10 protein-coding genes are annotated in these 15,530 nt (G+C 59.9%); 7 read left to right on the plus strand and 3 right to left on the minus strand.

Features of this window, described 5'->3' with window-relative positions; translation table 11 throughout:
• Positions 1 to 110: 110 nt before the first annotated feature.
• The 5 genes from AC3IP0_RS14710 to AC3IP0_RS14730 all read left to right on the plus strand — a co-directional run bounded on the left by AC3IP0_RS14710 (position 111) and on the right by AC3IP0_RS14730 (position 6,780).
• A complete protein-coding gene (locus AC3IP0_RS14710; RefSeq protein ID WP_489315899.1) occupies positions 111 to 1,268 on the plus strand; it encodes an efflux RND transporter periplasmic adaptor subunit in 1,158 nt (385 codons plus the stop codon).
• 15 nt (positions 1,269 to 1,283) lie between these two features.
• Positions 1,284 to 4,382 (plus strand): multidrug efflux RND transporter permease subunit, encoded by a 3,099-nt coding sequence (locus AC3IP0_RS14715; RefSeq protein ID WP_489325082.1) that lies wholly within the window; start codon positions 1,284 to 1,286, stop codon positions 4,380 to 4,382.
• Positions 4,383 to 4,561: 179 nt separating this feature from the next.
• Positions 4,562 to 5,203 (plus strand): DUF1345 domain-containing protein, encoded by a 642-nt coding sequence (locus AC3IP0_RS14720; RefSeq protein ID WP_489325084.1) that lies wholly within the window; start codon positions 4,562 to 4,564, stop codon positions 5,201 to 5,203.
• Between the two features lie 76 nt (positions 5,204 to 5,279).
• A complete protein-coding gene (locus AC3IP0_RS14725) occupies positions 5,280 to 6,119 on the plus strand; it encodes an AraC family transcriptional regulator (RefSeq protein WP_489315902.1) in 840 nt (279 codons plus the stop codon).
• A gap of 52 nt (positions 6,120 to 6,171) precedes the next feature.
• Positions 6,172 to 6,780 carry a LysE family translocator gene (locus tag AC3IP0_RS14730; RefSeq protein ID WP_489315903.1) on the plus strand — a complete coding sequence of 203 codons (609 nt, stop codon included), beginning with the start codon at positions 6,172 to 6,174 and terminating at the stop codon, positions 6,778 to 6,780.
• A gap of 21 nt (positions 6,781 to 6,801) precedes the next feature.
• Here AC3IP0_RS14730 and AC3IP0_RS14735 read toward each other — a convergent pair whose 3' ends face one another.
• Entirely contained in the window at positions 6,802 to 8,985 is a 2,184-nt protein-coding gene (locus AC3IP0_RS14735) for a fibronectin type III domain-containing protein (protein ID WP_489325085.1), read from the minus strand.
• 547 nt (positions 8,986 to 9,532) lie between these two features.
• On the opposite strand from AC3IP0_RS14735, the gene AC3IP0_RS14740 reads away from it, so the two are divergent.
• Positions 9,533 to 9,817: a helix-turn-helix transcriptional regulator gene (locus tag AC3IP0_RS14740; RefSeq protein WP_489315905.1), complete on the plus strand. Its 285-nt coding sequence runs from the start codon at positions 9,533 to 9,535 to the stop codon at positions 9,815 to 9,817.
• 52 nt (positions 9,818 to 9,869) lie between these two features.
• Entirely contained in the window at positions 9,870 to 10,616 is a 747-nt protein-coding gene (locus AC3IP0_RS14745) for a response regulator (protein WP_489315906.1), read from the plus strand.
• A gap of 126 nt (positions 10,617 to 10,742) precedes the next feature.
• Here AC3IP0_RS14745 and AC3IP0_RS14750 read toward each other — a convergent pair whose 3' ends face one another.
• Complete coding sequence (locus tag AC3IP0_RS14750; protein ID WP_489325087.1) at positions 10,743 to 11,330, minus strand: hypothetical protein; 588 nt, start codon at positions 11,328 to 11,330, stop codon at positions 10,743 to 10,745.
• Positions 11,331 to 11,362: 32 nt separating this feature from the next.
• Positions 11,363 to 15,442, minus strand: coding sequence for an RHS repeat domain-containing protein (locus AC3IP0_RS14755; protein ID WP_489325089.1), 4,080 nt, complete (start codon positions 15,440 to 15,442; stop codon positions 11,363 to 11,365).
• Positions 15,443 to 15,530 lie beyond the last annotated feature (88 nt).

Consider the following 15,530-nt stretch of genomic DNA (forward strand, 5'->3'; position numbering starts at 1 on the left):
CACTCGTCTCTGAGTAAAACCCTTACACAATTTCACACAGCACCAACAAAGCTTCACCGCTACTCTCGCCGTCGCCCAGTAGGATGCTGGGGTCTTTATTGGGGTATTACATGTCGAAGAATCTGCTTGCCAGGCTCAGCCTGATTGCACTGGCGTTGACACTGGGCGCGTGTGACAAGTCCTCGAATGCCGAGGAACAGGCGCCACTGGCCACGGTTCGCATCGAAACCATCGAAGCGCGGCCACTGACCATCAGCAGCGAACTGAGCGGGCGGATTGCCGCGCCGCGCATGGCCGAAGTGCGTGCCCGCGTGGCTGGCGTGGTCTTGCAGCGCACCTTCCGTGAAGGCAATGATGTGAAACAGGGCGATGTGTTGTTCCGCATCGACCCGGCGCCGTTCAAGGCTGACCTGGACAGCGCCGAAGCGGCGTTGCGCAAAGCCGAAGCCAATGCGTTCCAGGCCAGATTGCAGGAACAGCGCTACGCCCGGTTGATCGACGACAAGGCCATCAGCGGCCAGGACTACGACAACGCCCGGGCCAACGCACTGCAGGCCGCCGCCGACGTCGCCGGCAACAAGGCTGCGGTGGAACGCGCCCGGTTGAACCTCGGTTACGCCACCGTCACCGCACCGATTTCCGGGCGTATCGGTCGCGCGCTGGTCACCGAAGGCGCACTGGTCGGGCAGAACGAAACCACGCCGCTGGCGCTGATTCAGCAATTGAACCCGATTCATGCCGACCTGACCCAGTCCACCCGCGAACTCAACGAACTGCGCCGCGCCTTCCGTTCCGGCCAGTTGCAGCAGGTCGGCCAGGATCAGGCCAAGGCCACGCTGATTCAGGATGACGGCAGCCTCTACCCGCTGCCGGGCAAAATGCTGTTCAGCGACATCACCGTCGACCCGGGCACCGGCCAGATCATCCTGCGCAGCGAGTTCCCCAACCCCGACCTCGACTTGCTGCCCGGCAGCTTCGTGCGCGTACGCCTGGAACAAGCGGTCAACCAGCAGGGTATCAGCGTGCCGCAACGGGCCATCCAGCGCGACAGCGCCGGCATCGCCCAGGTGCTGCTGCTCGACGCCGAACAGCGGGTCGGGCAGCAACCGGTCGAACTGGGCGCCGTGCAGAACGATCGCTGGATCGTCACCGGCGGCCTGAAGGCAGGCGACCGCATCGTCATCGAGGGCCTGCAGCACGCCCGCCCCGGCGAGAAAGTGCAGATCGACGACACCCCTCTTCCCCTTGCCCAGGCGACTGGTCAGTAAGCAGGACGCTTTTTTATGCCGCAGTTCTTTATCGACCGCCCGGTGTTCGCCTGGGTGGTTGCCCTGTTCATCCTGCTGGCCGGTGCGCTGGCCATTCCGCAACTGCCGGTGGCGCAATACCCGGATGTTGCGCCGCCACAAATCGAAATCTACGCCGTGTATCCGGGCGCTTCGGCGCAAACCGTGGACGAGAGCGTGGTCAGCCTGATCGAGGAAGAGCTCAACGGCGCCGATCACCTGTTGTATTTCGAATCCCAGAGCAGCCTGGGCAGCGCCACCGTCAAGGCCACCTTCCAACCGGGCACCAACCCGGAACTGGCCCAGGTGGATGTGCAGAACCGGCTGAAAGCCGTGGAGTCACGCCTGCCGCAAGCGGTCATCCAGCAAGGTTTGCAGGTGGAGAAAGTCTCCTCCGGTTTCCTGCTGTTGATCACCCTGACCTCCAGCGACGGCAAACTCGACGACGTAGCGCTCAGCGATTACCTGGCGCGCAACGTGATGAACGAGGTCAAACGTCTGGACGGCGTCGGCAAGGCGCAGCTGTACGGCGCCGAACGGGCGATGCGGATCTGGATCGACCCGCAGAAACTGCTCGCCTTCAACCTGACGCCGGCGGACGTCAACACCGCCATCGTCGCGCAAAACGCCCAGGTGTCGGCGGGCAGCATCGGCGATCTGCCGACCCGTACCACCCAGGAAATCACCGCGACCATTCTGGTCAAGGGCCAGTTGTCGACCCCCGAAGAGTTTGCCGACATCGTCCTCAAGGCCAACCCGGACGGCTCGACCGTGCGCATCAGCGATGTGGCGCGGGTCGAGATCGGTAGCCAGGAATACCAGTTTTCCACGCGCCTCAACGGCAAGCCGTCCACCGCTGTCGCCGTGCAACTGTCGCCCGGTGCCAACGCGCTGAACACCGCGACCCTGGTGCGGGCGAAGATGGACGAACTCAAGCGCTATTTCCCGGCGAACGTCGAGTACTCGATCCCGTACGACACCTCGCCTTTCGTCAAGGTTTCGATCACCAAGGTGGTCTACACCCTCTTTGAGGCGATGCTGCTGGTGTTCGCGGTGATGTTCCTGTTCCTGCAGAACATCCGCTACACGCTGATTCCGACGCTGGTGGTGCCGGTGGCGCTGATGGGCACCTTTGCGACGATGCTGGCGCTGGGGTTTTCGATCAACGTGCTGACCATGTTCGGTATGGTGCTGGCCATCGGCATTCTGGTGGACGACGCCATCGTGGTGGTGGAGAACGTCGAGCGCATCATGGCCACCGAGGGCCTGTCGCCCAAGGAAGCCACGCGCAAGGCCATGCAGCAGATCACCGGGGCCATCATCGGCATCACCCTGGTGCTGGTCGCGGTGTTCATTCCGATGGCGTTCATGCAGGGCTCGGTCGGGGTGATTTACCAGCAGTTCTCGCTGTCGATGGCCACCTCGATCCTGTTCTCGGCATTCCTCGCCCTGACCTTGACCCCGGCTCTTTGCGCGACTTTGCTCAAGCCGATTGCCAAAGGCGAGCACCATGAAAAGACCGGGTTCTTCGGCTGGTTCAACCGCCGCTTCGAGCAACTGACCGACCGTTATCAGGGCTGGGTGGCCTACGCGTTGAAACGCACCGGGCGCTACCTGCTGATCTACGGCGTGCTGCTGATCGGTCTGGGCCTGGCCTTCAGTCGTCTGCCCTCCTCGTTCCTGCCGGTGGAAGACCAGGGCTACACCATCACCGACATCCAGTTGCCTCCGGGTGCAAGCAAGAATCGCACGGTGCAGGTGGCCGAGCAGGTTGAAGCGCACAACGCCGGTGAACCGGGCATTCGCGACAGCGTGGTGATTCTCGGTTTCAGCTTCTCCGGCAGCGGGCAGAATGCGGCGCTGGCGTTCAGCACGCTCAAAGACTGGTCCGAGCGGGGTAGCGACGATTCGGCCGGTTCTATTGCCGACCGGGCCAACGTCGCCCTCAGCCAGATCAAGGATGCGGTGACGTTTGCCGTGCTGCCGCCGCCCGTGGATGGCCTGGGTACGTCCAGCGGATTCGAGTTCCGCCTGCAGGATCGCGGTGGTCTTGGCCATGAGCGGTTGATGGAAGCCCGCACCGAGTTACTCGCGGCCGCCGAAAAAAGCCCGATCCTGATGAACGTGCGCGAAAGCGCCCTGGCCGAGGCACCGCAGGTGCAACTGGTGGTCGACCGCAAACAGGCCAACGCGCTGGGGGTGTCCTTTGCCGACGTCGGCAACGTGCTGTCCACGGCCGTGGGCTCGGCCTACATCAACGACTTTCCCAATCAGGGGCGGATGCAGCGCGTGGTGGTGCAGGCCGAGGGCGACCAGCGCAGCCAGGTGGAAGACCTGCTGAAGATCCACGTGCGCAACACCCACGAAAAAATGGTGCCCTTGTCGGCCTTCGTGCAGGCCAGGTGGACTCAGGGCCCGGCGCAGTTGACCCGCTACAACGGCTACCCGGCGATCAGCATTTCCGGTGAACCGACCCCGGGCCACAGCACCGGTGAGGCCATGGCCGAGATCGAGCGCTTGGTGGCGCAAGGCCCGGCAGGCCTGGGCCAGGAATGGACCGGGTTGTCGTTGCAGGAACGTTTGTCCGGCAGTCAGGCGCCGATCCTGCTGGGGCTGTCGCTGCTGATCGTGTTCCTGTGCCTGGCAGCGTTGTACGAGAGCTGGTCGATCCCGACCTCGGTGCTGCTGGTGGTGCCGCTGGGTGTGCTCGGCGCGGTGCTGGCCGTGACCTTGCGCGGGATGCCCAACGACGTGTTCTTCAAAGTCGGGCTGATCACCATCATCGGCCTGTCGGCGAAGAACGCGATCCTGATCATCGAGTTCGCCAAGAGCCTGTACGACGAAGGCCACGACCTGATCGACGCCACCCTGCAAGCGGCACGCCTGCGGTTGCGGCCGATTGTCATGACCTCCCTGGCGTTCATCCTTGGCGTGGTGCCGCTGGCGATCGCGACCGGAGCCAGTTCGGCGAGCCAGCAGGCCATCGGCACCGGGGTGATCGGCGGGATGATCACGGCGACGCTGGCCGTGGTGTTCGTACCGGTGTTTTTTGTGGTGGTGATGAGGCTGGTGCGCAAGCGCCACAAAACTACCTGACCAAACACCAATCCCTGTGGGAGCGAGCTTGCTCGCGATAGCGGACTATCAGTCAACATCATCGTCGACTGACACACAGCCATCGCGAGCAAGCTCGCTCCCACAGGAGGCCTCAGTGATTTCAAGATTGTGGTCACCTGGGCTAAGGTGATTGCACAGCCCCAACCCGTCGAGTCTCCATGTCCCTCCTCCCCCGCACCCACCCTCGCCTGTCCGCCGCCATCCTCCTGGGCATCGCGGTGGGCATTCTGGTTCCGGCCGATTCGCCCATCAGCAAGGTCCTCATCGGCTGGAATGCCGGCGTCTGGATCTACCTGCTGCGGATGCTCTGGCTCACCGTGCGTTCGAAAGCGCCTGACGTGAAACGCATCGCCGAAATCGAAGACGAAAACGCCGGGCTGGTGCTGGCGCTGGTGTGCATTGCGGCACTGGCCAGCCTGGCGACGATCACCTTCGAACTGGCCGGCAGCAAAGACCTGGAAACCACACGCAAGCTTTTGCATTACGGCTTCACCGCGCTGACCGTCATCGGTTCATGGCTGCTGATCGGGGTGATCTTCAGCCTGCATTACGCCCGCCTCTATTACATCTGGGACGGCAAGGAGCCGGCGCTGCGCTTTGCCGAAGGTCTGACGACGCCCAACTACTGGGACTTCCTGTACTTCTCGTTCACCATCGGCGTGGCGGTGCAAACCTCGGATGTCGGCGTCGCCACCCGGGACATGCGCAAGATCGTGCTGGCGCAGTCGTTGATCGGTTTTGTGTTCAACACTGCCATTCTCGGGTTCTCGATCAACATCGCCGCCGGCCTGTTCGGCTGATGACTGCACAAACGTTCTAGGCATGGCCCTCGGTCAAGGCGTTAAATAGCCCGGCAAACCGTTTCGCAGGTGCCCCATGAGCGCTCACAACTGGATCGACCTGGCCCAGGATGCCGACACCGGCATCGAGACCCTGCGCGCGCATTTCGAAGGCCACGCCTATGACCCGCACTGGCATGACAGCTATCTGGTGGGCGTCACCGAGCAAGGGGTGCAGCAATTCAATTGCCGACGGGCCAGGCACCAGAGCACGCCGGGCAAGGTATTTCTGCTGGAACCCGGTGACATCCATGACGGCGAAGCGCCGACCGCCGACGGCTTTACCTACCGCATGCTGTACCTCGACCCGCAGTGGTTGCAGCGCGAACTCGGCGCCGTATTCGATCACGCCCCCGACAACAGCCAGCTGAGCTTCGCCGCCACCCTGGCCAGCGATGCGCGTCTGGCCCAGGCCACCAGCCTGGCGTTTGAAACCCTGCATCGCGGTGAACTGAAGATCGTCCGCCAGACCGCCCTCGACGGATTGCTCGAACGCCTCACCAGCCACTTGCACTGGCGCGCCCGTGACGGCCAGGATCCGCGTCTGCCACGGGTGGCGCAGAAAGCCCGGGAATACCTGCATGCCAACGCGCAATACGACATCGGCCTCGATCAACTGGCGGCCATCACCGGCGTCGACCGCTTCCGCCTGACCCGCGCGTTCAAGGCTGCCTATGGCATGGCGCCTCACGCGTATCTGGTGCAATTGCGCCTGGCCACGGCGCGGCGGATGCTGGCCCGTGGTGAGCAACCGGCGGCTGTGGCGATGACATTGGGCTTTGCCGATCAGAGCCATCTGGGCCGTTGGTTCATGCGCGCCTACGGCCTGACGCCGGCGTTGTACCGCAAGCGCTGCTCAAATCTTCCAGACAGGTAATACCGGCGATTGTGAAGATCAACGTACTGATCTTCACCGGAGTCTGCCTGCGATGCTTTCCACTTTCCCTACCTTGCTGCCCTTTCTGCTGTTCGCCTTTGTCGCCTCGATCACCCCCGGCCCGACCAATATCCTGGTGTTGAGCAACAGCGCCCGATTCGGTCTGGCCGCTGCGGTTCCGATCATCCTTGGCGCTTGTGCCAGCGCCGCGATGCTTGTGCTTTTGGTGGGTACAGGTGCCGGCTCTTCATTGACTCAATGGCCGCTGCTGCAAACGCTCATGCAGTGGGCTGGCGTGGCATGGCTGAGTTATCTGGCCTGGCAAATCTATCGCGCCCCTGCCGTTGCCATTGCCACTGCGCAGGCCGGGCAGCGCCTCGGTTTGCTGGGTGCGGCCGGCCTGCAATGGATCAACCCGAAAACCTGGATGATGGCGCTGGCGGTGGTCAGTGTGTTTGCCGGGGTGGGTGAAGACCGGTTTGTGCATGTGCTGTACCTGTCCCTGACGTTTTTCCTGGTCTCGCTGCCCTGTCTCGGGGTTTGGGCGTTGCTCGGTGCGGGTTCCAGCCGTTGGTTGCGCTCACCCCGCGCGATGCAACGCTTCAATGGCCTCATGGCGCTGTTGCTACTGGGTTCGGCGTGGTTGAGCGTATTGGCGTGATCTTAAAAGCCAGGCCTCACACTAGGGTTTCGGCAAGACCTGGACATACACCCAATCCGACACAACGTCTGCTGCAAAACGACTGCACACGGCGACGTTAAGTGGAAATCCGGGGATCAGGTTGAACAGGGTGTGTTCTGGCTGGGTAACGTCGGTTGATATCAACAGCACGCTCACCCGGTAGCCAATCGGCGAAGGACCCAATGGCGCGTCCCAGGCAATGGAGACCCGGCGGCTTTCATTAGCCGTGACGTGCAGATTGCGCGGTGAATTTGATGTATCGCCTGTGGCGAATGTCGCGGTCGCCGGGGCAGACAGTCCTCCTGTTCCACTGCGCGCCCGGACCTCCACGCGGTAAGTCTTTGTGGGTTCCAACAGCGAGAAGGTGTATGCCATTTCACGGGTTGCACCAACGAACGAACCATCGCAGGCAACCAGGTAATCGTCCACGGCCACGTTGCCGGCCGGAATCGACCATGCCAGCGTTGCGCCGGTGCCAGTAATGCCGGTAACTTGCAAAGAGGATGGCGTGTCGGGACACGCACCGATCAAACAATCGGCTGGCGACGAAACGTTGTTCCCGCCTGCACGCGCCCGAACCGAAAACCGGTACTGGCGATCGGCGCTCAAGCCGGATATTTCGTACGGCGGTCGCGCCACGTTGATGGTCTCGATGCCGGCACCGGATACCTCATAGCCCACGGCATTGGGACACAAATCGCACATTGCGTAGGAATCGTCCCAACTGAGCAACACGGTTGTGGCGGTGTTGCGAGTGCCCCTCAAGTTTCCGGGCGCGCAGATGCGGACGCCATCGTAGGCCGGCGTGTTGAATCGCTTCGACACGAACCCGGAGAAATAGTCGCCCAAGCCGTATTTCCCGATGCCTTTGGCCCGCACCTTGGCTTCATACCCGCTCGCCTCGATCAGCCCGGTGATCCGGCAGGTGCTTTCGGTTTGCGTCGTCAGAAGCTGATTGCCCAGATAAATCTCATATTGCGTCTGTGTCGTGTAATCCGCATTCGCACGCCAGCTCAAGCGCGCTGAATCATCAGTGAGTCCATCGACGGACAGGTCTTGAGGGGCCTGAAAAGTGGAGGTCGACGCACTGGCCAGGAAGGGTTCGGATTCACCACTGGCATTGGTTGCACGCACCTCAATGAAATATCGAGTGTCGGGACGCAGGCCTTGAAAGCGATGGTTCATGTACGGCGTGGCTTCTCTCGCGAAGATCTCGCGTTGCGCAGTTTCGATTCCGATGCTGACCAGGTAACCGGCTGATTGCGGCGGGCCCCAAACGATACTGACAGCATCATGGGTGGTAACGACGTGCAGGCTGCCAGGTTTGGGAGGCAGTGGCGGGCCATCAAGGGTCTTCTGGGTGATGCGTGCCGGGGATGACTCACCGTTGTGGTTACGAGCGCTGACCTCGATAAAATAAAGCGTATTTTTGATCAGGTTTTCCAGCGGATGCCGCAATAGCTGCGTGGTCAGCGACGTCACGGGACCACCGGGCTCTACGCCAAAACGGATCACATAGTAGACCGCACCGATGGAGGCAGACCACTCCACGGCCATCGCTGAAATAGAGGGAGTCGCTCGCAGCCCCCCAGGCACTGCGGGCACCTGCAACGTCTGTTGGGTTATGCGCGCCGGAGCCGAGTCGCCGACATTGTTGGATGAACGAACTTCAAAGTAATACAAGGTGCCCGCGCTCAATCCATTGAACGTGTACGCCATGCTCATGGTTGTTTGGTTGCGAATCACCGGTCCACTGGGTGCCCGGCCATAGCTGAGCTTGTAGATGGAGGCGTTCGCGGGGCCGGACCAGGTCAATGAGATGGTGTCCTTCGTAGGCACTGCGGCGAGATTCGTCGGGCTGGCCGGCAACGAGGATGCGGGTTTGGTGGTGGCCTGCGCATCCTTGCTGCCGGGAGAGACCTCGCTACCCTTGAGCCCGAAGGCTTTTATCGTGTATCGAGTATCAGGATTGAGGCCGGTGATGACATAGCTTAATGAACTGATCGGGACATCGAACCCGCCGACCATCCCCCCTTCTGTCTCCCACTGCAATCGAGTACCGGTGTGCCCGCCGCCGGCCATGTAACCCCAAATGACACTGATGGACGACTCTGATTGCGGGGTCGCAGAAATCGCGACCGGAAGAGCAACATATGCCAGTTGCGGCAGTTCACGGTCGTCCACAGCACAGTCCTCAGGCAATGGTTTTTATGCCTGCCATTAGATATTGCTTGCCGTCACGGCACCGCTGACAGAACTGTTAGTGGAACGCCTGGCTTTTTCTGCTACAGGTAACCCAAAGCCATTCCAGATCACTGGCAGGCAGCTGCCAGGCGTTCAATTCGACGGACGGGCAATACGCCGCACGCTGGATAGGACAGTGCCTATCGGCTTTTTTTGCCCGTGCTTTTTTCCGCACACCCGCCGGTGTCCGCGACAAAAAAGCCCGTCCAATCAAAAAATTACCACCAGGTACGTAGGCTTCATGAACACGGCGATGTCTCCTACAAATCAGGCTGCATTAGCCGACAGTGTTTTCGCCGATTCTCGACTAAAGTCGGCCACCTGTAATTTCTGACAGGTTCCATGAGGGTTTTATCGCGCTATAAGGGAGTCGTGCCTACAGCTCTATATCGGTGTCTGTAGGACGGCCGCGCGAACCACACCTTCATGCAGTAGGAGGATTCCGCCGAGCCCACGCCGTCAATGATGATGAATGGGAGATTCAATTATGTATCGCACCAATTCCGTGTCAGTTCGATCATCGCCAACTGCTGTCAACTTCGTGCCCCGGGAGAGCAAGCCACCGCAAGCGATCAAACTCACCACCCGGGAAAAGGAAATCCTGCAGTGGAGCGCCGCCGGCAAGTCGTCCTGGGAGATCGGCCAGATCGTCAGTTGCACCGAGGCCGGTGTGAATTATCACTTTTGCAACATCCGCCGAAAATTTGGTGTGAGGTCACGCTGGATCGCCATGGCCATGGCGCTGGAACAGGGTTTGATTCATATGCCTTGAGCCAGTGTCTCCACAGCGGTCCGCGTGTCATCGCCCTCTGTTGAGACATTTCATGAACCCGCATCAAACGCCTCATTGCTCAACGTCTTCAACCTCCAGCGACAGTGCCTGTGACGATACGCCCGTATCGTACGGGCACCGCCCTGGCAGCCCGCTACGCATCATCCTCGCGGACGATCACCCGGTAGTGCTGGCGGGAGCCGAACTCGCCCTGTCCACGCCGACGCCACCGGCGCTCACGATCGTGGCCAAAGCCCATAACGCCAAAGAGCTGATCGGGCTTTTGCAGCACACCCCCTGCGACCTGCTGATCAGCGACTACTCAATGCCCTACGCGGGCTTGCCCGATGGACTGGCCTTGATGGGTTACCTCAAGCGCCACTTCGGCCATATCCCGATGATCGTGATGACCACGCTGCGTAACCCTTCGCTGCTGCAAGCGCTGCTCAACACCGGCGTGGGTGGTTTGTTCGACAAGCGCAGCCCCTTGAGCGAACTGAAGCGGGCCGTACAAGTGGTGGCTAAAGGGCGTCTGTACGTGTGTCCAACCTTTGCCACCCTTTTGGAAACCCACGCCTTGCCCGCCAGTGGCACACGCCTGCCGCTGGCCAGCCTTTCCGAGCGCGAACTGGAGGTGGTGAGGCTGTTTGTCCAGGGATTCTCCGGCCGGCAGATTGCCGCGCAGTTGAACCGCAGCGAAAAAACCATCAGCCGCCAAAAAAGAACCGCCATGGACAAGTTGGGACTTGACCATGACGGTGGGTTGGTTGAGTTTGCGCGGGTGAGTGGGTTGGGGTGAGGGTTTGTTATTAATCAGCCTGACAATTCGCCATGGTTAACATGTAATGGCTGGCAAAAAACTGGATGGCGGCTAGCACTTTCGACGCCATCCAATTTGGTCGGTCAGATAAATACGCGCTGTTGCTTATCTCCCATAGATAGGTTTTTGATGTTTTCGCTTAATAGATTTTGATTTGCCTCCGCCAAGAGCATTCGTCCGATTAGCTAGATACGCCTTATCTTGTTGATATTGAAGATACAGTTCAGCCTTTTCCCTCCGGATAGCGTCAACAATCTTGTCGTACTCGAGCGCTTCATTTTTTAAATCCAATGACGACTCTTTGCTAATGCCTAGTTTCCCGACATTATTTTGCGCGAACTTATGCAAACTCAGAGCATTACTCACATCAGTCTCCGCACTTGCTAAATGCGTGCCCATATCAGCTGCAAAGTTACTATTAATATGTTTTTTATTGTAATTCGCTACATACTCTGGATCTTCGGACCACCGCTGCACATCCTTTTTAACTATTTCTTGCTGCCGTACACGCAACCTGACCATTTTTTTCAACCGAACAACATCTTTGCTGCGGAGCGGGCGAACCGATGCTGCACCAGCTTTAGAGTTTTTCAAAAAAGCTGTTGGCACACCTTTGTTGAAAGCCTTCGCACTGCTTGTTCTATACCCCTGAAAATAGCTCACAATCGAATGCCCATCCGGATCCGCACTCAAAACCGGCTCCCCCTCACAATACGCATACGCATTCACCCCCCCTCCCCAAAGGGACTTAAACTGTCCGGGCTATGAAACTTCTTCAACCGAGGGTTGTAGGCGCGGTACCCATTACCCAGCAGTTGCCAACCCGTTTGCGGCTCGCTGAACTCGCCGTTGTAACCCAAACCCGCGCTCACCGGCGGTTGCGCACTGGGATGACCATAGGGCGTAAACGCAACGTGACTGGCCCTGCCGCTGGCGAGTTCACTCAGTAACGTATTTTTCTGATCAGCGACCAGCATCAACGACTTTGGGTTTGCACCTGCCTGGTGCTCGGCGAGCACAACTCCATCGCCGCGCAGGAAGCTTGTGCTGTTGCCACCCTGTTTAAGACTGGTCAGTTCGCCGCCCTGATAAAAACGCTGCTGCTCCCCATTGCCACTGTCGACCCCGGACAAGGTGTCCAACGGATCGTAGCGATAGCCACTCGGCGTTTCGCCCGGCAAGGCGCTGACACTGATCAAGCGGCTCAGCGCATCGTATTCCAGCGCTCGACCTTGTTCATCACGAATCAAATTGCCCTTCTCGTCATACTCAAGTTCGATGACCGCGGGATACCCGTCTTCCGAGGCCGAGTTGGTCACTTTTGACAGTTGGGCCGGGTCGACACCCGTGTAACTGTAAACGGCGACGTTGGTACTTCTGGTGCCACCGGGGCCCTGATAGGTTGTGGTTACACGAGTCAGGTTATCCATGGCGTCGAACCTGAACAGCTGACTGATAATGGCTTTCCCGTATGGATCCACTGGCGGCTGGCTGCCCTCGCACTGATAAAACACCAGGCGCCCGCGCGGATCATATTCATAGGTTTCATCACGCAGCAGCGTCGGGCCTTCGCGCAGCGTTCTGCGCATCAACAGGTCGACTTCGTTATAGACCTGCGTCAGTTGTTGCTCGATGCCGTTGAGATCGAAGGTGCGTGTTGTCTCGCGCCCCAATCCATCGTGCTCCAGGCTGATGGTCACATGTTGCCCACTGGCGCTGTCCTGAGTACTGATCGTGCTCGGTTGCCCCAGGCTGTCATACGTAAAGTTTGAAGAGGTGGTGCCCAGCCGGGTCTGTTCCAGGCGCCCTGCCACGTCATAGATATAGGACTGGGTCTGCTCAAGTACGTCGGTGTAGTTCAGCAACAGGCCCTGGCGACTGTAGTCGTAGTGCATGATGTCGACATTGCCATTCTGAATCCGTGACTCGCTTTTCACCTCACCGGTGGTGAAGTATTGGCGCGTCAACTCCAGCCCTTCTTCCTTGCAACTGACCAGCCGCGCATTTTTACCGTCGCGCACGTATTCAGCAGGCTCTTTATCAGGCAGGCGTCGCATGCTGGGTTCCTCGCCCAGTTGCGGTTGATAATCGTAGGTAATCTCCTGATTGCCGGGAGTGATGACTGTCGCCGGACGAGACTGCCCCGGTTTATAGGTAAAGCGTTGCCGGCGCCCCCCTGTGACTGACTCGCTCATGCGATCCAGGCCATCGAACGCTTGCTCGCCAAGTACGATACCGTCAACGCTGATTTGCGTCGGCAAATCTTCAGAACTGTGTTCGGCGTAGCGACGTTGTACAACAGCGCCGCCGGGCAGAATATTGGTGATCATCCGGTCAAACGCATCGTACCCGTATTGCGTGGTGGCATCGCGGGCATCGGTTTCCTCGACGGTGCGTCCCAGCCCGTCATAGCCATATTGGTGCTTGCTGACCAGCGTTTCGTCAGTCTCGAACCGCTCGACACGATCCGGCTTTTCGAACAAATTCAGGTACGTCAGCGTCTTGCCGCTGATCTTGTCTGCTCCCTCGCTCCAACTGCTCTGGATCGGCCCCTTCCACTGAGCGCTACCAATCGGGTTGATGCGCTCATGGACCTTCACGCCGTCCGGACCCGTGACACTGCACTGCATGCCCCACGCGTCATATTCCAGCTTGCTGGACAGTGCGACCTGTTGTGCTCCCCTCCAGTCGTATTGAGTTTCCTCGATCATATTCTCGAACAGGTCGTAACGTGCCGCCCATGTTTGCCGATACTCCGCTGCGCGCAGCGGATTGTCCGCATCCTGGCGTTCTTCGTACACCGGGCGGCTGAGGCCATCGACAAGACTGCGGGTCTTCACCCCTTTGACATCGGTCACCACCTGACTGGCCTGCTGTCCATCCAGGGATGTCAGGAAGTACTCGTACTGGCGCGTGGCTTCGAATTCCGCTTCGCCTGGGGCGACGGTTTCACTGACTACCCGAATCAGTGAGTCGTAGGTGTAGCGAATTCGCACTTCATTGTCGTCTCGGCTCAGCAATGGCTGCCCGTGAAGCAATGAGTCTTCACTGATGATGGTTTTTCGGACTTCCATTGTGCCGGGTACATCATCAAAGCCTCTGAAGGTTTCAGTGGTTTGCAGCACGGCTTCTCCAGCCAGCGCACTGGTCAGCCTTTCGTATGCGTAGGCGGTCGTGTTGGTCTTGCCATTGAGGGTGGTTTGCTGAGTGACCGGGCGGCCGTGCAGGAACGCATCGCCGGGCAGTTCGTGGTAGCTGCGCCGGGTCTCTTGCAGGAGGGTTTCGTTGCTGCCGTCGATGTGCACCAGGGTTTCGCTCTCGATCGCCAGCCAGTCTTGCAGGCCGCTGCCGGTCAATGGCTGGTGCGCGGCGTAGCGCAAGCGCGTGCGCAGTGTCGGGGCACCCGCCGCGCCGTCGGGCGAAGGCGTCACCACGGTGTCTTTGAGGTTGCGCACAAAGCGGTCTGGCGGGCAACCGTCCTCGCCGGCCTTGGGGTAATAGGTGTAGGTGGTCTTGATGCCGTTGGGCTCGACCTGTTCGGTCTGGTTGCCATACACGTCGTAGGCGCTCAGGGCGGCCTCGTCGCGGTACTGGGTGGCGTCGTTGGCGACCTCCCAACTGGTGGTGACTTTCCTTGGCAACTGGAATTGCGCGACCTGCTGCTCGAACGGGATGTCCTGGGCGTAGTACTCGGTCTTGATCCGTTTGACGCACTGTTGCTGGGTGGTTTTTTCTTCGGTCAGCAAGTGGAAGCGGTTGAAGGTGCGCTCGACCTGGCGAACCACCGTGGTGCCATCCATCAGGCTGGCGATGCTGCCGTACTCATAGCTGGATGCCACCTTGTACAAGGGGTCCATGCCGTCTTCCCAACTGACGCTGGCCCCGGCCCCGAGGAAATTACGGGCCGTGTAGCTGTAGTCGACCTGGATCATCGGCTGGCCGAAGCCGGGGTAGCTGCGATGACGGGTGACCCGCGGCAGGTTGGGACGGCTGACACCGCCGGGATAAGGGTGCCCGGTGTCGGCATAGTCGATGGTTTCACGGCCGCCGACCGGCGTCTTGACTTCGTGCAGGCACAGAATGCCGCGGATCGGCCCGTTGCCATAAGCAAAGCGCCAGGACGCCTTGTCGGCGGTGGGCAAGACGATGCTGGTGACCCAGCCACTGGCGTTGAGGTTCATCTCATAACGCGCCAGCGGACCGCCGCCGGGGCCGTCGTTGGGGCGGGCGAGCACCTCGACCAGGGTATCGTTGGGGCGGTTGATGCGCAGCAATTCGCCTTGGGCATCGCTGATGCTTTGCAGGCGCTGGCCGCCGCGGAAAGACGCATACACCAGTGTGATGCGATGGCCGGCCGCCGAGTAGATCTCGACGGGCAAGGCCACCTGCTCATTGCTGCTGCCGCCAACCTGCAGCACCTCGACCAGCCCGGACTTGTGCAGCAAACGGTAGCGGCCATTGCCCAGGTTTTCGAAATGGAAACTGTCGAGTTTCTTTTCCTTGATGTCCGGGGTGGCGCCGCTACCGGTGACCTTGTAAGTCTCCCCGGTGCTCAGGGCCAGGATACTGTCATGCGGGGTAAATTGCGTGAGGTTGAGGTTCCAGCCCAGGCCATAGCCGGAGTCCAGGGTGTTGATCGGGTTGAAGCCAAGGCTCACGGGAAACGCCGGACCGCCCAGCCAGTTGCTCTTGACCTCGGGGAAGTCGATGGCGACGGTGTATTGCCCGGTGCGCGGGTCGACACCGCCTTGCAAGTAACTCATGAAGCCAAAGGCTTGGGAATGCACGGCACTGGAAGTGGTCATTTCATACCTACCTTATAAATAAACTGAAATTAAAACCGTTAATGCTTCGACAACAAGCAGTCGTCGGGCCTACTTATTTGGTAGACCC

This window comes from Pseudomonas sp. GL_103, from assembly GCF_057835175.1.

What these genes read in the sequence shown, in the direction of transcription:
- AC3IP0_RS14710 (WP_489315899.1), top strand. Translation starts at nt 111, where the DNA reads ATGTCGAAGAATCTGCTTGCCAGGCTCAGCCTGATTGCACTGGCGTTG.
- AC3IP0_RS14715 (WP_489325082.1), top strand. Translation starts at nt 1,284, where the DNA reads ATGCCGCAGTTCTTTATCGACCGCCCGGTGTTCGCCTGGGTGGTTGCC.
- AC3IP0_RS14720 (WP_489325084.1), top strand. Translation starts at nt 4,562, where the DNA reads ATGTCCCTCCTCCCCCGCACCCACCCTCGCCTGTCCGCCGCCATCCTC.
- AC3IP0_RS14725 (WP_489315902.1), top strand. Translation starts at nt 5,280, where the DNA reads ATGAGCGCTCACAACTGGATCGACCTGGCCCAGGATGCCGACACCGGC.
- AC3IP0_RS14730 (WP_489315903.1), top strand. Translation starts at nt 6,172, where the DNA reads ATGCTTTCCACTTTCCCTACCTTGCTGCCCTTTCTGCTGTTCGCCTTT.
- AC3IP0_RS14740 (WP_489315905.1), top strand. Translation starts at nt 9,533, where the DNA reads ATGTATCGCACCAATTCCGTGTCAGTTCGATCATCGCCAACTGCTGTC.
- AC3IP0_RS14745 (WP_489315906.1), top strand. Translation starts at nt 9,870, where the DNA reads ATGAACCCGCATCAAACGCCTCATTGCTCAACGTCTTCAACCTCCAGC.
- AC3IP0_RS14755 (WP_489325089.1), bottom strand. Translation starts at nt 15,442, where the DNA reads ATGACCACTTCCAGTGCCGTGCATTCCCAAGCCTTTGGCTTCATGAGT.